Origin of the sequence: Allokutzneria oryzae, assembly GCF_042429765.1 — a bacterium.
GTDB classification, from domain to species: Bacteria; Actinomycetota; Actinomycetes; order Mycobacteriales; family Pseudonocardiaceae; genus Allokutzneria; species Allokutzneria oryzae.
In genome coordinates, this window is the sequence record NZ_JBHLZU010000023.1 from 60,633 (window position 1) to 78,664 (window position 18,032).

Genomic DNA, 18,032 nt, shown 5'->3' on the forward strand with positions numbered 1-18,032 from the left:
GGCGGTGGTGGGATGGCGGAGGGACGCGGGCTCGGTGGAGGGGCGGCGGTGGTGGGGTGGCGGAGGGGCGCGGAGGTGCGCGGTGGTGGGATGGCGGAGGGACGCGGGCTCGGTGGAGGGGCGGCGGTGGTGGGCAGCGGCCGTGCCGGGGCGCGGTTCACTCGCCGTTCCGGGGCTCCACGTGCACCCGGCTGACGCCTGGCACCGCCCTGGCGAGCGCGATCACCACGCGCTTGGTCGTGTCGTCGCCGTCGTCGGGGGGCAGCTCGGCGTGCACGGTCACCACGCCCTCGGCGGCGCTGACCTCCCAGGAGCCCCAGCTTGAGGCGTAGGCGCGGAGGTGGCGGCGGACGTCGGCCGCGACCGCGTCGTTGGTGCGCACCATCGTCCTGAGCACGTCCTGCCTGCTGACGATGCCGATGACCCGCGAGCCGTCGACGATCGGCATGCTGCGGACGTGGTGCTCCAGCATGTGCTCGGCGATGTCGGCGACGTCCGCGCCCGGGGTCATCGCGACCACCGTCTCGGTCATCACCTCGCCGACCGTGCCCGGCGGGGCCTCTCGTTCCACGTCGTCGTCGGCCTCCCAGATGTTCCCGCGGAGGTCGGCGGGGATCCGGTTCCGGATCAGGTCGGACTCGGCGACGATGCCGATCAGCCGGGAGTCGTCGTCGAGCACCGGCAGGGCGGCGAAGCGGTGCCGGGTCAGGACCTGCGCGGCCTCGCGGACGGAGGTCCCCGGCCGGACGCAGATCACCGGGTTGGTCATGATGTCGCGTGCCCTCATGGCTTCTCCTTCTCGGGTGGTGGTTTCGCGGCGCTCCACAGCGCGGCCAGGAGCAGGACGAGCACGGGGGCGGCGTAGAGCCACAAGCCCAGAGCGAGCAGGCCGACGTGGAACAACGCGGCTCCGGCGAGCCCGAGCAGCCGCCGGGAGCCGGACAGGGCGAAGGCGCCGACGACGAGCTGGTAGACGGCGACCAGCGTCATCCAGAACCACGGGTACGTGCCCGCTGTCGCCGTCCAGACCTCGCGCACCCACTCCGGCGCGCCCGCCCACTCCGCGATCGTCACGTACTGGCGCGGGGCCAGCAGGATCACGCAGAGGTTGGTGAAGGAGGCCAGCAGGAACACCACACCGGTCACGGCGGCCACCTCGTCCGTCCACTGAGGACGCCTGGGTGGTTCGGGCGGTGGCTGCGCGTCCTCGGCCCGGCGGGCGATCTCGCGCGCCCAGTCGACGATCCGCTTCCGGTCGAGGTGGTCACCGGCGAGCTGGGAGTGCCACCTCCACGGCACCGCCGAGTCGCCCGCGGTCCGCGCGGCACCGCCGAAGACCACCGGGTCGGCCGCCCCGATGCTCCGCACGAGCATGTCCACCTTGGTGGGCAACAGATCCGGGTCCGTCCTGAGTGGACCGCAGGCGAACAGCCACACCTGGCGAACGCTCAGCGCACTGACGTTGTGGCGCAGGAACCGCGCCGCCGCGGTGCTCCACCTGCCCGCGTACACGGCGCTGCCCAGCACGACCACGCGGTAGGGCCGCAGGTCGCGGACCCGGTGCACCGGCAGCAGATCGACCTCGTGGCCCTTGCCGCGCAGCACCGTCGCGACCTCATCGGCGATCTCCACCACCGCGCCGCGCCTGCCGGTGTAGGTCACCAGAGCCTTCGTCATCGTTTGCCCCGCAGGGCTCTGTCCGCCGCGTCGGCGGCCAGCGGCGCGGGACCGTCGTTGACGCCGTTGCTGGTCATGGCGAGGACGTGACCGCGCGACCGGAGCGCGCCCAGCGCCGCTGGGCGCAGCCCGGCTTGGAAGGCGACGGACTCCCCCGGCGGGTCCTGGAGACCGAGGACACCGAGCAGGTCGAGGACGGCCTCGACCTGCTCGGGCCTCTGACCGGGCCGTGGGGCACGTCCACGGACCGCAGCCAGACCGCGTGGTCCTGCCTCGACGTTCGCGCTGACCGAGGCCGCCACCCCCTGCAACGGCAGCACCGGTTCCGGAGGGTCGGCGAGCCCGCGCACCGCGAGAAGGTCCGGCGTCGCCGTCCCAGGCGGGTCGTCGCCGTGACCGTCCACTGTGGTGGGTCCGGCCGGGATCACGCCCAGCGCGCCCGCCACGAGCGGGACCGCCCACAGCGCGTGGGAGCTCACCGCACGCCCTCGGCCGTCCGCGCCTTCGGGATCCGCGGGGTGGGCGGTCCCGGGCAGACCACGGCGATCGGGCAGCACGAGTGCCGGACCACGTCCCGGCTGACCGAGCCCAGCACCGCGGCGGCCAGCGGCCTCCTGCCGCGCGAGCCGACCGCCACCAGCGAGGCCACCCGCGAGCGGCACAGCAGCTCCTCGGCCGGGTCGGCGCCGGAGAGCACCGGCACCACCCGCACGTCCGGGTGGTGCTCGCCGACCCCGGCGAGGGCTTCGGCGAGCACCCGGCGCTCCTCGTCGCGGATGAGGGGGCGGTCCGCCCGGTCCGGCGGGGTGAGCCAGCAGTGCACCGCGTAGAGCTGCACGCCGGTGCGCGAGGCCTCCTCCAGCCCGAACTCCAGCGCCGCCTGTGAGACCTCGGTGCCGTCGACGCCGACGACCACCGGGCCCTCGCCGACGCGGGCCGGCCGGTCCAGCTGCGGCACGGTCACCACCGGCGCCGCCGACCGCAGGATCACCTCGCGCGCCACCGACCCGAGCACCAGGTCGGCGAAGCGGCCCTGGTCGTGGGTGCCGACGACGACCAGCTCGGCCCCGCGCGACTCGGCGGCCAGCACGGCGGCGGGCTCGCCCGTCGCCAGCGTCGCGCTGACCTCCAGGTCGGGATGGGTGAGCCGGACGGCCGCTGCGACCTCGCGCAGCACCGCCTCGCCCTGGGCGCGCAGCCCGTAGCACTCCTCCCTGCCGGAGAGCCGGTCCACTCTGGACAGTCCGAACCAGCGCAGGTCCTGGCAGACGTGGACCAGGCGCAGCGGCAGCCCGCGCCGCACGGCCTCGCTGGCCGCCCAGCCGACGACGGGTCTGCGGTCGAGGAACGGCGAGACCCCGGCCACCACCGGTCTGCGCACGCCCTTCCGGATCATCGCGGGCTCCCCGCGAGGTCGTCGAGCACGTACTCCAGCTCGTCCCGCACGTCCACGACCCCCGGCATCGCCGCGGTCAGCGCGACGGCGAGCTGGGCGTCGCTGCGCCGGTGGACCCGGCCGAAGAGGGTGGCCACCCCGTCGCGCACGCGCACCCGGGGGCTGTGCGCACCGGCCAGCGGCGGTCGCTGGAGGACCTCGCGCAGCTCCTCGGCCAGCTCGGCGTCGGTGCGCGGGAGCGGTCGAACCGGGTCCCGCAGTGCGAGGACACCGATGGGGCGGCCCGCGTCGTCGACGACGAACACGCGTCGCAGCCCCGACCGGTTCAGCAGCGCCGCCGCCGTGCTCAGGCCGAGACCGGCGTCGATGGTGGCCGGCCTCGGGGTCATCGCCCCGCCGGCGGTGCGGGCGGCGGCGCGCCGCCGCGAGTGCCGCTGGAGCCACCGGTCGAGCACGGAGCCCCCTTCCTCGCGGTGGCTCTCCCTGAGGCGCAGGTCGGTGTCGGAGACCACGCCGATCAGCACCCCGGCCTCGTTGACCACGGCGAGCGCGCTGACGCCGTGTCTGATCATCAGGGCGGCGGCGTGGGTGAACGGGGTCCTGGGGGTCACGGTGACCACGTCGGTGCTCATCACCGAGCGCACAGTCGGTTCGCGCATGTCCGCCTCCTGGAGACGATCTGTCCACTTCGGACTCCGAGCGGCGGGTCGGCCCGGCGGCCAGGTCCTGGTTCTGGGGTGGGCCCGGTGGGAAGGGGGCCGGTGAGTCGGGACACCGGCCCCCTCGCGGACCCTCAGCTCTCGGCCGCCGTCACCGGGATGCGGTGCGGCTCCTTCGGGTGCTGCACCGGGATCCGCACCTCCAGGATCCCGTTGGTGTAGCCGGCCTTGACCTGGCTCAGGTCCGCGCCCTCCGGCAGCCGCACAGTCCTGGTGAAGCTGCCGTAGCGGAACTCGCTGCGCTGTTTGTCGCGCTTGTCCTCCTCGCGGTGCGCCGCGATGAGGAGCATGCCGTCGTTCGCCGTAACCTCGATCTCCCGCTCGGGGTCGAGACCCGGCAGCTCGGCGCGCAGCACGTACACGGAGTCCTCGAAGTACTCCTCGACGTGCACCGGATGCGTACCGAACGGCCAGCCCCCGTCGAGCCACTCGAACAGCTCGGGGAACATCGACTGGCCACTCCGACGCACGATCGCCGTCATCGAGACCCTCTCCCTTCGCTCGATCCGTTTCGGCCCTTCTAGGACACCCCCGTGCGGCACCGGGGCGCGAGAGCCCGAGTTCTCCAGCTCAGGAGCCGAAAGTCCCTGCCCACTGGGGTCACTGGGCGGTTTCCCGGTCCGAGGGCGGGCGGCCACCGTGGGGCCATGTGCGCGGAGCCGATCCTGACCGTCAACGTGGGGTCCAGCAGTATCAAGCTGGCTGCGGTCACCCGTGACGGCGGCGTGCCGTGGCGGCGGGAGCTGCGCGCGCCGGAGGACGGCGGTCTCGCCGGGCTGCCCGCCGCGCTGGCGCAGGCGCCCGCTGCCGCCGCCGTCGGCCACCGGATCGTGCACGGCGGCCCCACCCGCGCCACCGCCACCGAGATCACCGACCGGGTGCGCGCCGACCTGCTCGGCCTCGCCGACCTCGCGCCGCTGCACCAGCCGCCGGCGCTGGCGGCCGTGGACATCGTGCGCCGCCACTGCCCCGGTCTGCCCGCCGTCGCCTGCTTCGACACCGCCTTCCACCACGACCTCCCCGCCGAGGCGGCCAGGTACCCGCTGCCGCGCGCCTGGTGTGAGCGGTTCGGCCTGCGGCGCTTCGGTTTCCACGGCCTGTCGCACGGCTACGCCGCGCGCCGCGCCCCCGAGGTCCTGGGGATCGACAGCTCCACCACCAGGACCGTGATCTGCCACCTCGGCTCGGGAGCGTCGCTCGCCGCGGTGCTCGGCGGTCGCTGCGTGGACACCACGATGGGGTTCACCCCCGTCGACGGGCTGGTCCAGGGCACCCGGTGCGGTTCGCTGGACCCCGGCCTCGTGCTGTGGCTGCTCGACGGCAGGGGCCTGACCCGCGCCCAGGTCGCCGACGGTCTCGGCCACCAGTCCGGGCTGCTCGCGCTGGCCGGGACCGCCGACATGCGCGCGGTGCTGCGGCGGCGGGCCGAGGGCGACGAGCGCTGCGCCCAGGCCGTCGACGTGTACCTGCACCGGCTGTGCGCCTCCGTCGCGGGGATGGCTGCGGCGATGAACGGCTTGGACCTGCTGGTGTTCACCGGCGGGATCGGGGAGAACTCCGCCGAGCTGCGCGCCGAGGCCGCTCACCGCCTCGCCTGGCTCGGCGTCGCCGTGGACGAGCTGGTCAACACCACGACGGTCCGAGGCGCCGACGGGGAGATCTCCCCCGCCACGGCGCAGGTGCGCGTGGTGGTCGTGCGGGCACGGGAGGACATCGAGATCGCCGCGCAGACCCGGAGCGTGCTGCGGGCCCGCGTCCGCACCGGTCCCACGGACCGGCCGAGGCTGTCGTACCCGGCGGGACAGCAGGCACAGGCAAGCAGATCCGCGTAGTGGCGCAGTGGAGGACTCAGTGGTGAATCGAGTGGTCGTCGGGGTGGACGGGCGGTCATCGGGTTGGCGCGCGTTGGCGTTCGCCGCCGAGCAGGCCCGCGTGCACGGCGCGGTCCTGGACATCCGGCACTGTTGGCAGTCGCCCCGGGAGGCGACCGCGCCGACGGGGTCGGTGACGCCGATCGTCTCGCTCGGCGCGCGGCCGACCGTCGCCGCCGAGCGGGTGGTCGCCGACGCGTGGGAACGTGCCGCCGCGACGCTGCCGGCGCACCAGCTGCGGGCGGAGCTGCTGGAGGGACCGGCAGGCGCTGCCCTGGCGGAGCTGGTGAGCCCCGGTGACGTCCTGGTCGTGGGAGTGGGCGAGACCGACCGGCTGATCGCGCGGTGGCTCGGCTCGACCACCAGCCGGGTGCTCAACCAGGCCGACAGCACGGTGATCGTCGTGCCGCCGCCCGCGCCGGAACCCGTCGACCCGCCGTTCCCCGGACACGTCGTGCTCGGCGTGACGCCGTCCCCGGCGACGGCGGCCGTGCTGCGGCTGGGCTTCGCCGAGGCGCGCGAGCACGACTGGCCGCTGGCCGCGGTGCACGCCGCCACGACCGCCGACGCCGACTCCTACATCGACGACCGGACCCAGGAGGTGCGGCTCACCCCGCTGCCGCCGGAGTACGGCTACCTGCAACGCGTCCTGGAGCACTGGCAGCACGCCAACCCCGGTGTCCCGGTGCGCCGCGCGGTCTTCCACGGCCCGGCGGGCAAGGCGCTGGCGCGCGCCAGCGGCGCGGCCCGGCTGCTGGTCCTGGGCCGGATCCGCCGCCGAGCCGCGCGGCGCGGGGTGCAGCCGCTCGTCGAGCGCCTGGTCGGCGCGGCGGGCTGCCCGGTCGCCGTCACCCGCATCACCTGACCCACCGCTCACCCGCCGAGGAGAGGATCGCCATGTCGCAGGAGGCCAAGCCCGCCAAACCCATCGTGGTCGGGATCGACGGCTCCGAGTTCAGCGTGCAGGCACTGCGCTGGGCCGTGTCCGAGGCGCATCGCGCAGGAACCTCGGTCTCGGCGATCATGGCGTGGCAGCCCTACGCCGTCGCACCGTCGAGCGTGCCGCTGCCGGTGCTGGAGCAGTCCGTCTCCGAGGCCGAGCAACGCGGCCTGCGCGAGACACTGGCCGAGGCGGTCGAGCGCGGCACCAGCGGGCTGCCCGAGGTCGAGGTCCGCGCGGAGCTGGTCCCCGGGCCACCCGGCATGGTGCTCGCCGACGCCTCCGCGCACGCGCGGCTGCTCGTGCTGGGCAGCCACGGACGCGGCTACCTGGTCACCGCCCTGATCGGCTCGGTCGCGTTGGCGTGCGTCCGCGACTCCCTCTGCCCCGTGCTGGTGCTGCCGCCGGGTGTCACACGCCGCCTCGGCGAGGACGAACAGCGGCTCGCCGCGGGCCCTTCGACCCACTGACATCGCCCCGACCGCCTCTGGAGGCGGCGCCATGAGACCACGAAACTCGTTGGCGCACAACACTTCTAGGAGGCCGCGATGACCGTGCGAGTAGGGATCAACGGATTCGGCAGAATCGGGCGGGCGTTCCTGCGGTGTGTCACCGACGCCACCGGGTCCGGCATCGAGGTGGTCGCGGTCAACGACATCGCCCCGGTCTCGACGCTGGCGTACCTGCTGCGGCACGACTCGACCTACGGGGTGTGGGACCGGCGGGTCGAGCACGACGACTGGACCATGATCGTGGAGGACCAGCCGATCCGGGTCTCCGCCGCGGCGCAGCCCGCCGAGGTCGACTGGAAGTCGGTGCACGCCGACGTCGTCCTGGAGGCCACCGGCCGCTTCCGCAACCGCTCCGCCGCGGCCGAGCACCTGATCGCGGGCGCCACCAAGGTGCTGGTCACCGCGCCGAGCGCGGACTGCGACGCCATGGTGGTCGTCGGGGTCAACGACGGCGACTACGACCCGCTCGGCCACGACGTCGTCTCGGCCGCCTCCTGCACCACCAACTGCCTCGCGCCGATGGTCGAGGTGCTCAACCGCAACTTCGGTGTCCACAACGGGCTGGTGACCACCATCCACAGCTACACCGCCGGGCAGCTCCTGCTCGACGGGGTGCACCCCGACCCGCGCAGGGGCCGGTCGGCCGCGATCAACCTGGTGCCCACCCGCACCGGCGCGGCGGCGGCGATCGACTCGGTCGTCCCGACGTGCACCGGCCGCATCGGCGGTCTCGCGGTGCGCGCTCCGGTGGTGGACGGCTCGCTGACCGACCTCACCGCGGAGCTCAGCTCCCCCGTCTCGATCGCCGAGATCAACGAGGCGTTCCGGGTCGCCGCCGACACCTGGATGTCCGGGGTGCTGCGCCACAACACCGAACCGATCGTCTCCACCGACGTCGTCGGGGACCCGGCCTCGTGCGTCTTCGACGCGACGATGACCCAGGCCAGGGGGAAGCTGGCCAAGGTGTTCGGGTGGTACGACAACGAATGGGGCTACGCCAACCGCCTGGTGGACCTGGCGGGCAGGCTGTTGCCGGGTGGCTGAGCACCCCTCAGCGACGGCGCGTCCAGTCACCCGCGACTCTTTCCCACTCGTCCTCCCACGATGCCAGTCGCCCGCGGTCGAGCACCGCTCGCACCGTGACGTAGAACAGCCCGGCCGCGGCCTCGGCCGCGGCCAGGACCCCCAGTGTCACCAGCACCGCCATGAGCACGAGCTCCGACGCGTCCAGCGGTGGCCGCACCGGCGTCCCTTCCGGGTCGAGCCACACCACGACGCTGCTCCCGGCGGTCGCTCCGGACCGGGTGAAGACCTCACCACTGCGCGGTGACCCGTCGGCGGTGATCCAGGTGCCGAGCGCCCGTGCCTGCGACGTCGTGGTGACCAGCTCGGAGCTGACCACCGGCACCGGGGCGTCCTGCTCCAGCACCGCCGTGGTGCTGCGCAGTTCCGACGCCGCCGCCCGCAGCCGGTCGTGCGTCACCGTCCCGGCCAGCAGCGCCAACGGAACCGCGCCCAGCATGCAGATGACGACGAGCACCAGCACCGCGCTCTCCACGCGGTCGGAGAACCGGCGCATCGGGTTGCGGTCGAGTCCCATTCTCCGCATCAAGCGCCACATCACGCCTCCCTCGGCAGGGTTACCGGACATGCCAAGGGTTTCCCGGACTTCGTCCGGCACCAAGGGTCCTTGTGCCCTGTAGCGACCACATCAGGTCACAGGAGGCTTGGCCCCGGAGGGACAACGACAGGAGAGCACCATGACCACCCATCGGCCGACCAGCTTCGCCCACGCCGAACACACCGCGCACCAGTGGCTCGCCGCGATCGCGGAACAGCTGGGGACCACGGACTCCCATCTCACCTACCGCTGCACCCGAGCCTGGCTGCACGCCGTCCGCGACCACCTCAGCGTCGGCACCACGGCCAACCTCGCCGCACAGCTGCCGGAGCTGCTCCGCGGCATGTTCTACGAGGGCTGGGACCCGAGCCGGGTGCCGACCGCGCAGAACGGCACGGAGTTCGTCACCGAGTTCGTCCTCGGCGCCCGGGTGTCCACCGTGCGGGCCGCCGACGTGCTGGCCGGGATCTCCCGCGCGCTGCGGTCGCTGCTCTCGCCGGGCACCTTCGACCACGTGCTGGGCCAGCTGCCCAAGGGCGTCCGCGTCCTGGTCGATCCTGGCCCCGAGGAGGCCCAGCCGGCCACGGACACCCCCCGCGCGCCGGGCACCCAGGACCGCATCGCGCGCCTGGAGAACGACGTCCGGACGCTCGCCGAGGCGTTGCGGATGCTCGCCCGTGGCATCGACACGACGATCGCGCCGCTGGAGCCCGCCGAGGACGGGTGCGTGGCGCACGCGGCGCGCAAGGCGCGGCAGATCCTGCTCGCGGCGGGACCTCCCGAGCCCAGGGAAGCCGGCGAGGAAGTGGCACCGTGACCCCGTGGTACGCCGTCTCCGGCTGGAACTGGACGGGCCTGCTGTTCATGATCGTGATGATGCTGCTGTTCTGGGGCAGTGTGCTCGCGGTCATCCTCACGGCGCTGCGGCACCCGAGGTTCGTCCGTCCCAGGCAGACCGAGGCGGAGCGCATCCTCGCCGAACGGCTCGCCCGTGGTGAGATCGACCAGGAGGAGTACCAGCGCCGCAGGAGCACGCTCCGGCAGTGACCAGCCGCCGACGCGCTCCCTGCGGCGCGCGTCGGCGGAACGGGCAAGTCAGGCGCAGGCGCTCACCGCCCCCTGCCGCGGGCGCCCGGACCAGGTCGGCGCGCCTCGGAGCCCTCGTCAGATCTCGACCGTGTTGGTGCGGCGGCGCGGCGCGGCCGGGATCACGATCACCGGGCACAGCGCGCGCCGCACGCACGCCGAGCTCACCGACCCGACCAGTGCTTGGCGCAGCACCCCGCCCCGGTGCCTCCCCACGACCAGCATCGCGGCGTTCTCCGACACCTCGGTCAGCACCCCGGCGGGATAGCCGGGAATGCTCGCCTGGGTGATGGTGGGCAGCTCGTCCATTCCCTCGGTGACCCGCGCGATCTCGCGCCGGACCAGCTCGCGGGACTCCCGGTGTATCTGCCTGCTGGAGCTCAGCAGCACGTCGTTGACCGGCTCGTAGGCCCACACGTGCACGACCTGCACCGGCCGCTGGTGCAGCCGCGCCTCGGTCAGCGCCCACTCCAGCGCGTGCCGCCCGGTCTCGCTGCCGTCGATACCCACGACGATCGGAGCCCGTCGCCGCTCGGCCATTCTGCTCACCTTCTCCCGTACAGCGATGCTCGCCCAGTCTGCTCCGCTCGGCCCTGCGCCGACAGGGCACCAAGTCATGGGCCGTCGCGCCACAAGTAACGTCCACAAAGGACGAAGAGGCCGGACCGCCCGCGACGCCAGGGTCTTTCGGCCCCACTTCCCCGGACCGAACGGGCGCTGCCCGCGGTTGCCTCGCTGAGTACCGTGCTGGGGGAAGGACCCATGCCCGACGCGGAGGTTAGCGGGATGTCCACACGCGTGTTCCTCGTCGACGACCACGAGATCGTCCGGCGCGGGATCGCCGACCTGCTGGAGTCCGAGCCGGAGTTCGAGGTCGTCGGCGAGGCGGCCTCGGTGGCCGAGGCGCTGGCCAGGGTCCCCGCGTGCGCCCCGGACGTCGCGGTGCTCGACGTGCGGCTGCCCGACGGCGACGGCGTCCAGCTGTGCCGGGAGCTGCGGTCGCGGCTGCCCGAGCTGAACTGCCTGATGCTGACCTCCTTCGGCGACGACGAGGCCCTCTTCGACGCGATCATGGCGGGGGCGTCCGGTTTCGTGCTCAAACAGGTGCTCGGCGGAGACCTGGTCACCGCGATCAGCACGGTGGCAGCGGGCCAGTCGCTGCTGGACACCAGGGCGACCACGGCCCTGCTGAACCGGATCCGCCGCCAGCAGGAGACCGTCGACCCGCTGCGGGAGCTGTCGGACCAGGAGCGCACCGTGCTGGAGCTGATCGGTGAAGGGCTGACCAACCGGCAGATCGCCGCGCGGATGTTCCTGGCGGAGAAGACGGTGAAGAACTACGTCTCGCACCTGCTCGCCAAGCTCGGCATGTCCCGCAGGACGCAGGTCGCGGTGCTGGCCACCGAACTGAGGAACAAGCCGGGCGCGAACTGACCGCCGCGTCGGGGTCAGGACAGCGGCACGCGCCAGGTGAGCCGGGTCCCACCGCCCGGCTGCTCGGCGACGGCGGCCCAGCCGTTGCAGACCTTGGCCCGGTACTCGACGTTGGCCAGCCCGCTGCGGGCGACCCCGTTCGGGATGCCGACCCCGTTGTCGACCACCTCAAGCACGAAGTCCTCCGCGGCCTCGGCGGTCACGGTGATCGCCGAGGCGTTCGCGTGCCGCACCGCGTTGCTCACACCCTCCCGGACCACGGCCTCGGCGTGCTCGGCGACGTGCGGCGGCACCAGGGTGTCCACCGCGCCCGCCATCCGCACCGACGGCGCTATGTCGGTGCCCGCCGCCGCCTCGGCGACCACGTCCAGCAGCCGGCGGCGCAGGCTGTCCGGGTTGTCCTCACCCGTGGTGTGCAGGTCGAAGATCGAGGTCCGGATGTCGCGAACGGTCTCGTCGAGCTGCTCGACGACCTTCTGGATGCGCGCGCGGGCCTCGGGCAGGTTCACCAGGCGCAGCATGCCCTGCAGGCTCATCCCCGAGGAGTACAGCCGCTGGATCACCAGGTCGTGCATGTCCCTGGCGATCCGGTCTCGGTCGGCGAGCACGTCCAGCAGCCGCTGGGCGCGTTGGGTCTCCGCCGCCTCCAGCGCCAGCGCCGCCTGATCGGCGAAGGAGGCCAGCACCGGCACCTGCTCGGGCTCGAACTGCTGCCCGTCCTTGTCCCGCACCGCGAGCAGCACCCCGCTGACCCCGGCCGCGGTGCGCAGCGGCACGGCCAACGCGGGACCGAGCATCGCCGCGTGCACGCCAAGCTCGCCGTCGAGCACCTCCGCGAGGTCGGGCACCAGCTTGGTACCGCCGGAGCGGAAGACCTCCTCGATCGCCGGGGCGGTCACGGCGAAGGTCGAGCCGGTCAGCAGGGCACTGCGCTCCCCGGCGCCGGTGTGCACGGTGAGCCGGTCGGTGCCCGATTCCTCGGCGAGCAGCACCAGCACGCTGTCGGCCTGGGACAGCTCCGTGGCGCGCTGGGCGACCAGCCGCAGCGCGTCGCTGGTGGAGGCTCCGGCCAGCAGCTCGGCCCTGATCTCCGAGGAGGCCTCCAGCCACCGCTGGCGCATCCGCCCCTGCTCGAACAGGCGCGCGTTCTCGATCGCCACGCCCGCCGCGGCGGCCAGCGCCTGCAGCACCACCTCGTCCTCGGCGGTGAACTCGGCGTCGCCCTGCTTCTCGGTCATGTAGAGGTTGCCGAACACCTCGTCGCGCACGCGCACCGGAGCACCGAGGAAGCTGCTCATCGGTGGGTGGTTGGGCGGGAAACCCACCGAGGCGGAGTGCTTCCCCAGGTCCGGCAGGCGGATCACCTTGGGGTGCTCGATCAGCAGGCCGAGCAGGCCGCGCCCCTCAGGCAGGTGGCCCATCTTCGCCCGCTGCTCGGCGCTGACGCCGACGTAGACGAACTCCGACAGGCCCTCGCGCTTGCCCAGCACGCCCAACGCCCCGTAGCGGGCGTCGACGAGGTCCACGGCGGCCTGCACGATGCGCTGCAGCGTCGAGTCCAGCTCCAGCCCGGTGCCGACGGCCAGCACCGCGTCCAGCAGGCCCTGCAGGCGGTCCCGGGTCTTGACGATCTCCACGAGCCGGTCCTGGACCTCCTTGAGCAGCTCGTCAAGGCGGAGCCCCGCAAGACCGGTGGTCGGCGGCGAGGACGCAACGACTCCACCGTTCGCGAGATCGGACTCGTCAGACATGGCGGCGCTGACCTTTCGATGATCATGTTCGGAGGTGTGCAACGTAGCCTGGCATGCCCCGCAGGGACAGCCAAGAATCATCACGGGTGGAGTACTTCCCTGGTACGAAGGGACTTTCGCCCGTGTCCTGCTCTGTTGGAGTAAGCGCATCGTTGAACCGGAACGGTTGGCGACGGCGACGATGAGGTGCGTGATCATGGCCGAGGTGACACCAGCACTGGGTCTGACCGCGACCGAGGTCGGCAGGGCGCTGCGGCTGGCGTCGCTCGCCCCGTCGGTGCACAACAGCCAGCCCTGGCGGTTCTCCCTTCAGCGGGACCGGATCGAGCTGCACGCCGACGAGCGGCGGCGGCTGGCCGCGACCGACCCGGAGGAACGCGAACTCCGGATCTCCTGCGGTGCCGCGTTGTTCAACTTACGGCTCTCACTGGAGGATTCGGGTATTCGCCCGTTGACAACGTTGGTACCCAACGGACGTAGCAGCACACCGTTGGCAGTTGTCCGCTACGGGGGGCGCACTCGGCCGTCACACGAACGGACCCGTCTCCTTCAGGCGGTCTACACCCGCCGGACCAACCGGCGTCCGTTCGTGGACGCCGCGGTGCCCTCGGCTCAGCGCGCCCAGCTGATCCGCGCGGTCGAGGCCGAACGCGGCTGGCTCTACGTGCTCGCCGACCGGAAGGAGCGGGCGACCCTGCGGAAGCTGATCACCCGCGCCCACCACAAGCAGATGGCGGACCCGCGGTTTCGCACCGAACTCGCCGAGTGGACCGGGCACGACAGCGACCGCGCCGACGGCGTCCCGATCTCCGCGGGCGGGCTGCGCCCGGAACCGCAGGACGAGTGGGTGCTGCGCGACTTCTCCTCCGGCAAGGGCGTTGAGCGAACCCCTGGCAAGGACTTCGAGGCCGAGCCGCTGCTCGTGGTGCTGTGCTCCTTCCACGAGGGCGCACGGGCCGAGCTGCAGGCGGGACAGGCGTTGCAGCGGCTGCTGCTGACCGCGACCACGCTCGGCCTCGCCGTGTCGTTCCTGTCCCAGCCGATCGAGGTGCCCGAAGTGCGCGGCGAGCTGCGGCACGCGCTGGGCACGACGCTGGCGCCGCAGGCGGTGCTGCGGATCGGCTTCGGCTCGCCCGTGCCCGCGACACCGAGGAGGGCGGTCTCCGAGCTGCTCCTGCCCCAGCCCCAGCCGACGGCGACGTAGGACCTGTCCCCTGGTCCCGCAGGCCCTCCAGGGGTGGCGCCGAAGCCGGGCCTGCCGACCGATGTGGTCATGCCATCGCTCGGGAGCCCCGCAGGACGCCACACGGCCGGCGTTCGCGCCACCGCGGCAACGGCGCCGGGCTCACGACGAGGCCGGGCTCACGACGAGAAGGTGGAGAAGAGAAGGCGATGCGCGCAGAAGACCTGATGTCCAGCCCCGCCGTCACCGTCCGCCCCACGACGCCGACGCAGGCCGCCGCGGCGTTGATGGCCTCGCACGGCTTCAGCACGCTGCCCGTCGTCGACGGGCACGGCCACCTGCTCGGTGTGATCACCGAGAACGACATGCTGCGCTCCCGGTACGACCGGGGGGACCACCTCATCGCCCCGGCGACGGTGGGCGAGGCGATGACGGCTCCGGTGTGGAGCGCCGACCGCGACACCGCCGTCGCCGACCTGGCCGCCGTCCTGGTCGGCGACGGCACCCGCTGCGTCCCGGTCACCTGCGGCGACGTCGTGGTGGGCGTGGTGACCCGCCGGGACCTGTTGCGCGCCCTGGTGCGCGACGACCTGATGATCGCCGCCGAGGTGCGGTCCCGGCTGCGCGACTACAGCGGGGACCGCCGCTGGCAGATCACGTCCCACGGTGGGACGGTCACCGTCGCCGTCGACGACGCCCTCGCCGACGGCGACGACCGCGCGGTCGTCATCCGGCGGCTGGCGCGCTCGGTTCCCGGCGTGCGGGCGGTGGAGATCACCCGACCTCTTCGCGAACCCAGCGCTCGGGGATCCGGCGACCGGTGAGGATCTCGGGCACGATCACGACGAACCTGCCGTGCGGGCCGCCAACCGACGCGCACAGCCCCAGCGACGACAGCTCGGCGTCCTCGCGCACGACGCGCGCGTAGCCGATGACCGTCACGCTCCAGCCGGAATGCGCGCACGCGTCGAACTCGTCCACCTGGAACGCGACGACGGCGTTGCGAACCCCGGCGGCGAGCTGACCGCAGGGATCTGTCCGGAACACCACTTTTCCCTTGTGCAGCACGAAGTTCACCGGGGCCACCGCGGGCAACGCGCGGTCGGTGAACACCACTCGCCCGACCGGGGCCGTTGCGAGAAGGCGCAGGCATTCCCGCTCCCCCAGGATCTCAGTTCCCCTCGACTCCAACACGGTTCTTCCTCAATCCCTCAAGCGCGCGGTGGCTTTCCACAGTGGACAAGGGTTCCTCAGCGCAGCCATCGGTTGCGGCGCACCGCTCCCAGCTCGCCCCACCACCGCCCGAGCCCCCAGGCGTCGCCCGCGTGGGTGGCCGCGAGCACGATCAGCACCAGCGCGTAGACGACGTGGTAGTCCAGCAGCGGGTTGGTCGACCCGGTCGGGGTGCCCGCCGAGGTGAGCTGGGCGGGCGGCCATTCCGCTGCCCACATCAACAGCAGCATCACCGTCCCGGACACCGCCGAGACCCACAGCCCCACGCCCAGCGTCACCGCGATGCCGATCCCGGCGAGGCCGATCATGAACAGCCAGTCGGCCCACCACGCGCCCGCGATCGTGTGCGACAACGACTCGAACGGCCCGGCCTTGACGTGCGAGAGGAACCCCTTGGTCGGCGACCCGCCGTTGAGCCAGGCGGCTTGGGGGCGGGTGGCGTAGCCCAGACCGAAGAGCTTGTCGAAGAAGGCCCACAGGAACACCAGCCCGATGACGACCCGCAAGACCGCGAGCCACTTCACCGCGGACGTGTCCACGGGCGCACCCCGCGCCCACCGCACGTCGTTGCCGACGGCCATGACACCGTCTCCTTCCCTCTCAACCGCACCGGTGGCGCGCGGCCCCGCTACAGAAGCCGGGAACCCCAGCGCTCCAAGAAGATCCGGTCACTTCTCCACATGTAGACAGCAGACCGCTGGACGGCGCGGAATCACAGCCCCACTAGACCCCTGCGCTCGGGTACTTCGACCCTGGCAGCGCCGCGGCCGATGCGGTGCGGTGGGCAGTGACAGAGGTGTCCCGTCCCCCGGAGGTCCCCATGTCCCTCCACGCACCCCTCGCCACAGCGGTGCCCGCCCCCGCCCCGCCGAGGGCAGCGGGCCGTGTCCTGGTGGGCACCGACGGCTCCTACTGGGGCGAGGCCGCGCTGGAGTGGGCGGCCCGGATCGCCTGGACCGGCGGCGCGGAGCTGGAGGTCCTGGGCACGGGGGAAGCCTCGCAGTACCGGGCCCCGCGGGCCTTCCCCCGGCTGGCGGTCACCACGAGACGGACGAGCGAGCGGCCGCTGACCGACGTCCTGCGCTCCAGCGAGGACGCCCGGCTGCTGGTCCTGGGGTGCCGGGGGCACCGGCACCACGGCTTCGGGCTCGGCAGGCTCGTCGTGCCCGCCATCGCCTCGGCGCGCTGCGACACGGTGATCGTCCGCGGCCGCCCCGACGCGGTGCAGGGCAGGCACGGCCGGATCACGGCGATGGTCGACGGCGGCCCGCACGACCCCGCGGTGCTGCGCGGCGCGGTGGAGTTCGCGAGGCTGTTCCGGGCGGAGATCGAGGTGGTGCACGCCTGGCCAGCGCCGTCGCCGAGCACGCCGGACATCGTGCTCGACCTCGCGGCCGTCCAGCTCGCGGACCTGGACACCAGGAGGCCGTTCTCGCTGCGCCTGGACACCCGGGTCCCGCACGAGAGCGTGCCCCGGATCAGCGACTCCGACCTGATCGTCGTGGGTCCGGGAACACCGCCGGGACAAGGCGGGGTCATCACCAGCGCGCTGCACCACGCCGCCTGCCCGGTGCTGGTCGCGCACACGGACACCCCCGACCGATCCCCCGACCGACCGGCAGGGCGGCACCGCGCGGAACACTGTCCACAACAGACAGGTCGATGACCGTCCGATATGGACTACTGCGCCAGCGAACCCCGGATCCCGGCGCCAGAAAGCCGAAACGCCGCACCAACGAAACCGCTAGCGCCCGTCGCGTTGGCGGCGAACCCTCCTCGCGCTTCGCGCACCCCCTTCGCACCACCCCCGCACCCCTTCGCACCACCCCGTCCCCCTCACACCACCCCGGCCCCCTCACCACCCCGTGCCCCCGTTTCGCGTTTTGTAGGCTTAACGCGAAATGAGAGCGCTCTTTCGCGCAATATGCCTACAAAACGCGAAAACCCGACCACGCCGGCCAACCGACGCGCCGTCCCAGGGCCTGGCCAACCGACGCGGCGTCCCGGGGCCCGTTCGTCCCGCTGCGCGCGGTCGGCGAGGCGAGCCCGACGAGCGGTCGGCGAGGCGAGCCCGACGAGATGACGCCGACGTCCGCGAGCCATACGGTACGGGCATGGCCACCTGGGACGACGTACGCCGGATCGCGCTGAGCCTTCCGGAGACCACCGAGCGACCATCGCACGACGCGCTGCCCGCGTGGCGGGTGAAGGACAAGCTCTTCGCCTGGGAACGGCCGTTGCGGCGGGCGGACCTCGAAGCGCTCGGCGGCCCGGCCCCGACGGGGCCGATCCTCGGTGTGCGCGTTCCCGACCTGGGCGCCAAGGAGGCGTTGCTCGCCGAGGGCGAACCGTACTTCACCACGCCGCACTTCGACGGGTACCCGTCGGTCCTGGTCCTGCTGGAGCTGGTCGAGGTGCCCGTGCTGGAGGAGCTGCTGACCGAGGCGTGGCTGGATCGCGCGCCCAAGCGCTTGGCCAAGCAGTTCCTGGAATCCTGAAGTGAGCGCGCGGCGATAGGTAGTTGACGGAAGCAGAAGTTTCCGGACCATAGAGCCAAAGCCGCGTTCTCTAGCCCCAAACCACGGGCTTTGCCCCCTTCGGGGGAAATG

General features: G+C 72.8%; 22 protein-coding genes. 11 read left to right on the forward strand and 11 right to left on the reverse strand.

Translation table 11 applies throughout. The annotated features are described in order from the left end of the window. Positions 1-157 precede the first annotated feature (157 nt). From ACFFQA_RS27115 to ACFFQA_RS27140, 6 genes are all read right to left on the reverse strand, one after another. Positions 158-787 (reverse strand): CBS domain-containing protein, encoded by a 630-nt coding sequence (locus ACFFQA_RS27115; protein ID WP_377858115.1) that lies wholly within the window; start codon positions 785-787, stop codon positions 158-160. Beyond that, positions 784-1,677, reverse strand: a complete 894-nt coding sequence (locus tag ACFFQA_RS27120; protein WP_377858118.1) for a flavodoxin domain-containing protein — start codon at positions 1,675-1,677, stop codon at positions 784-786. The genes ACFFQA_RS27115 and ACFFQA_RS27120 overlap by 4 nt, the downstream gene beginning before the upstream one ends. Continuing rightward, on the reverse strand, positions 1,674-2,156 hold the full coding sequence (locus tag ACFFQA_RS27125; RefSeq protein ID WP_377858121.1) for a hypothetical protein: 483 nt from the start codon (positions 2,154-2,156) through the stop codon (positions 1,674-1,676). The genes ACFFQA_RS27120 and ACFFQA_RS27125 overlap by 4 nt, the downstream gene beginning before the upstream one ends. After that, positions 2,153-3,073, reverse strand: a complete 921-nt coding sequence (locus ACFFQA_RS27130) for a universal stress protein (protein ID WP_377858124.1) — start codon at positions 3,071-3,073, stop codon at positions 2,153-2,155. Before ACFFQA_RS27130 ends, ACFFQA_RS27125 begins: the two co-directional genes overlap by 4 nt. Next, complete coding sequence (locus ACFFQA_RS27135; protein WP_377858127.1) at positions 3,070-3,732, reverse strand: CBS domain-containing protein; 663 nt, start codon at positions 3,730-3,732, stop codon at positions 3,070-3,072. Before ACFFQA_RS27135 ends, ACFFQA_RS27130 begins: the two co-directional genes overlap by 4 nt. A 134-nt stretch (positions 3,733-3,866) precedes the next feature. Then, a complete protein-coding gene (locus ACFFQA_RS27140; RefSeq protein WP_377858130.1) occupies positions 3,867-4,274 on the reverse strand; it encodes an Hsp20/alpha crystallin family protein in 408 nt (135 codons plus the stop codon). 165 nt (positions 4,275-4,439) lie between these two features. On the opposite strand from ACFFQA_RS27140, the gene ACFFQA_RS27145 reads away from it, so the two are divergent. The 4 genes from ACFFQA_RS27145 (at position 4,440) to gap (ending at position 8,159) form a co-directional block, all read left to right on the forward strand. Beyond that, positions 4,440-5,624, forward strand: a complete 1,185-nt coding sequence (locus ACFFQA_RS27145; protein WP_377858133.1) for an acetate/propionate family kinase — start codon at positions 4,440-4,442, stop codon at positions 5,622-5,624. A 22-nt stretch (positions 5,625-5,646) separates the two neighbouring features. After that, positions 5,647-6,528, forward strand: coding sequence for a universal stress protein (locus tag ACFFQA_RS27150; RefSeq protein ID WP_377858136.1), 882 nt, complete (start codon positions 5,647-5,649; stop codon positions 6,526-6,528). 32 nt (positions 6,529-6,560) lie between these two features. Continuing rightward, a complete protein-coding gene (locus ACFFQA_RS27155) occupies positions 6,561-7,073 on the forward strand; it encodes a universal stress protein (protein WP_377858139.1) in 513 nt (170 codons plus the stop codon). A gap of 78 nt (positions 7,074-7,151) precedes the next feature. Then, positions 7,152-8,159 carry a type I glyceraldehyde-3-phosphate dehydrogenase gene (gene gap, locus ACFFQA_RS27160; RefSeq protein WP_377858142.1) on the forward strand — a complete coding sequence of 336 codons (1,008 nt, stop codon included), beginning with the start codon at positions 7,152-7,154 and terminating at the stop codon, positions 8,157-8,159. Between the two features lie 7 nt (positions 8,160-8,166). Here the strand turns inward: gap and ACFFQA_RS27165 are convergent, their stop codons facing one another. Continuing rightward, entirely contained in the window at positions 8,167-8,724 is a 558-nt protein-coding gene (locus ACFFQA_RS27165) for an Rv1733c family protein (RefSeq protein ID WP_377858145.1), read from the reverse strand. Between the two features lie 151 nt (positions 8,725-8,875). Between ACFFQA_RS27165 and ACFFQA_RS27170 the strand changes: the two genes are divergently transcribed. Beyond that, positions 8,876-9,553 (forward strand): DUF2267 domain-containing protein, encoded by a 678-nt coding sequence (locus tag ACFFQA_RS27170; protein ID WP_377858148.1) that lies wholly within the window; start codon positions 8,876-8,878, stop codon positions 9,551-9,553. Continuing rightward, complete coding sequence (locus tag ACFFQA_RS27175; protein ID WP_377858151.1) at positions 9,550-9,783, forward strand: SHOCT domain-containing protein; 234 nt, start codon at positions 9,550-9,552, stop codon at positions 9,781-9,783. Before ACFFQA_RS27170 ends, ACFFQA_RS27175 begins: the two co-directional genes overlap by 4 nt. Positions 9,784-9,900: 117 nt before the next feature. Here ACFFQA_RS27175 and ACFFQA_RS27180 read toward each other — a convergent pair whose 3' ends face one another. Continuing rightward, on the reverse strand, positions 9,901-10,362 hold the full coding sequence (locus ACFFQA_RS27180; RefSeq protein WP_377858153.1) for a universal stress protein: 462 nt from the start codon (positions 10,360-10,362) through the stop codon (positions 9,901-9,903). A 246-nt stretch (positions 10,363-10,608) separates the two neighbouring features. Between ACFFQA_RS27180 and ACFFQA_RS27185 the strand changes: the two genes are divergently transcribed. Next, entirely contained in the window at positions 10,609-11,256 is a 648-nt protein-coding gene (locus ACFFQA_RS27185; RefSeq protein WP_377858156.1) for a response regulator transcription factor, read from the forward strand. A 14-nt stretch (positions 11,257-11,270) separates the two neighbouring features. Here ACFFQA_RS27185 and ACFFQA_RS27190 read toward each other — a convergent pair whose 3' ends face one another. Further along, the gene (locus tag ACFFQA_RS27190) at positions 11,271-13,007 is read right to left on the reverse strand and encodes a sensor histidine kinase (protein WP_377858159.1); all 1,737 of its coding nucleotides are present in this window, start codon (positions 13,005-13,007) and stop codon (positions 11,271-11,273) included. A 196-nt stretch (positions 13,008-13,203) separates the two neighbouring features. On the opposite strand from ACFFQA_RS27190, the gene ACFFQA_RS27195 reads away from it, so the two are divergent. Continuing rightward, positions 13,204-14,211, forward strand: coding sequence for an Acg family FMN-binding oxidoreductase (locus tag ACFFQA_RS27195; RefSeq protein WP_377858162.1), 1,008 nt, complete (start codon positions 13,204-13,206; stop codon positions 14,209-14,211). A 188-nt stretch (positions 14,212-14,399) separates the two neighbouring features. Next, complete coding sequence (locus tag ACFFQA_RS27200) at positions 14,400-15,014, forward strand: CBS domain-containing protein (protein ID WP_377858164.1); 615 nt, start codon at positions 14,400-14,402, stop codon at positions 15,012-15,014. Here ACFFQA_RS27200 and ACFFQA_RS27205 read toward each other — a convergent pair. Together ACFFQA_RS27205 and ACFFQA_RS27210 are read right to left on the reverse strand one after the other, a co-directional pair. After that, positions 14,965-15,384, reverse strand: a complete 420-nt coding sequence (locus ACFFQA_RS27205) for a pyridoxamine 5'-phosphate oxidase family protein (RefSeq protein ID WP_377858167.1) — start codon at positions 15,382-15,384, stop codon at positions 14,965-14,967. The genes ACFFQA_RS27200 and ACFFQA_RS27205 overlap by 50 nt on opposite strands. Before the next feature lie 56 nt (positions 15,385-15,440). Then, positions 15,441-16,004, reverse strand: a complete 564-nt coding sequence (locus ACFFQA_RS27210) for a hypothetical protein (RefSeq protein WP_377858170.1) — start codon at positions 16,002-16,004, stop codon at positions 15,441-15,443. A gap of 239 nt (positions 16,005-16,243) precedes the next feature. On the opposite strand from ACFFQA_RS27210, the gene ACFFQA_RS27215 reads away from it, so the two are divergent. Together ACFFQA_RS27215 and ACFFQA_RS27220 are read left to right on the forward strand one after the other, a co-directional pair. After that, complete coding sequence (locus tag ACFFQA_RS27215; RefSeq protein WP_377858173.1) at positions 16,244-17,089, forward strand: hypothetical protein; 846 nt, start codon at positions 16,244-16,246, stop codon at positions 17,087-17,089. 448 nt (positions 17,090-17,537) lie between these two features. Further along, positions 17,538-17,921: an MmcQ/YjbR family DNA-binding protein gene (locus ACFFQA_RS27220; protein ID WP_377858176.1), complete on the forward strand. Its 384-nt coding sequence runs from the start codon at positions 17,538-17,540 to the stop codon at positions 17,919-17,921. The last annotated feature ends 111 nt before the right edge of the window (positions 17,922-18,032 follow it).

What these genes read in the sequence shown, in the direction of transcription:
- ACFFQA_RS27220 (WP_377858176.1), top strand. Translation starts at nt 17,538, where the DNA reads ATGGCCACCTGGGACGACGTACGCCGGATCGCGCTGAGCCTTCCGGAG.
- ACFFQA_RS27215 (WP_377858173.1), top strand. Translation starts at nt 16,244, where the DNA reads ATGTCCCTCCACGCACCCCTCGCCACAGCGGTGCCCGCCCCCGCCCCG.
- ACFFQA_RS27195 (WP_377858162.1), top strand. Translation starts at nt 13,204, where the DNA reads ATGGCCGAGGTGACACCAGCACTGGGTCTGACCGCGACCGAGGTCGGC.
- ACFFQA_RS27200 (WP_377858164.1), top strand. Translation starts at nt 14,400, where the DNA reads ATGCGCGCAGAAGACCTGATGTCCAGCCCCGCCGTCACCGTCCGCCCC.
- ACFFQA_RS27165 (WP_377858145.1), bottom strand. Translation starts at nt 8,724, where the DNA reads ATGCGGAGAATGGGACTCGACCGCAACCCGATGCGCCGGTTCTCCGAC.
- ACFFQA_RS27190 (WP_377858159.1), bottom strand. Translation starts at nt 13,007, where the DNA reads ATGTCTGACGAGTCCGATCTCGCGAACGGTGGAGTCGTTGCGTCCTCG.
- ACFFQA_RS27135 (WP_377858127.1), bottom strand. Translation starts at nt 3,732, where the DNA reads ATGCGCGAACCGACTGTGCGCTCGGTGATGAGCACCGACGTGGTCACC.
- ACFFQA_RS27120 (WP_377858118.1), bottom strand. Translation starts at nt 1,677, where the DNA reads ATGACGAAGGCTCTGGTGACCTACACCGGCAGGCGCGGCGCGGTGGTG.
- ACFFQA_RS27115 (WP_377858115.1), bottom strand. Translation starts at nt 787, where the DNA reads ATGAGGGCACGCGACATCATGACCAACCCGGTGATCTGCGTCCGGCCG.
- ACFFQA_RS27145 (WP_377858133.1), top strand. Translation starts at nt 4,440, where the DNA reads ATGTGCGCGGAGCCGATCCTGACCGTCAACGTGGGGTCCAGCAGTATC.
- ACFFQA_RS27155 (WP_377858139.1), top strand. Translation starts at nt 6,561, where the DNA reads ATGTCGCAGGAGGCCAAGCCCGCCAAACCCATCGTGGTCGGGATCGAC.
- ACFFQA_RS27170 (WP_377858148.1), top strand. Translation starts at nt 8,876, where the DNA reads ATGACCACCCATCGGCCGACCAGCTTCGCCCACGCCGAACACACCGCG.
- ACFFQA_RS27180 (WP_377858153.1), bottom strand. Translation starts at nt 10,362, where the DNA reads ATGGCCGAGCGGCGACGGGCTCCGATCGTCGTGGGTATCGACGGCAGC.
- ACFFQA_RS27130 (WP_377858124.1), bottom strand. Translation starts at nt 3,073, where the DNA reads ATGATCCGGAAGGGCGTGCGCAGACCGGTGGTGGCCGGGGTCTCGCCG.
- gap (WP_377858142.1), top strand. Translation starts at nt 7,152, where the DNA reads ATGACCGTGCGAGTAGGGATCAACGGATTCGGCAGAATCGGGCGGGCG.
- ACFFQA_RS27140 (WP_377858130.1), bottom strand. Translation starts at nt 4,274, where the DNA reads ATGACGGCGATCGTGCGTCGGAGTGGCCAGTCGATGTTCCCCGAGCTG.
- ACFFQA_RS27185 (WP_377858156.1), top strand. Translation starts at nt 10,609, where the DNA reads ATGTCCACACGCGTGTTCCTCGTCGACGACCACGAGATCGTCCGGCGC.
- ACFFQA_RS27210 (WP_377858170.1), bottom strand. Translation starts at nt 16,004, where the DNA reads ATGGCCGTCGGCAACGACGTGCGGTGGGCGCGGGGTGCGCCCGTGGAC.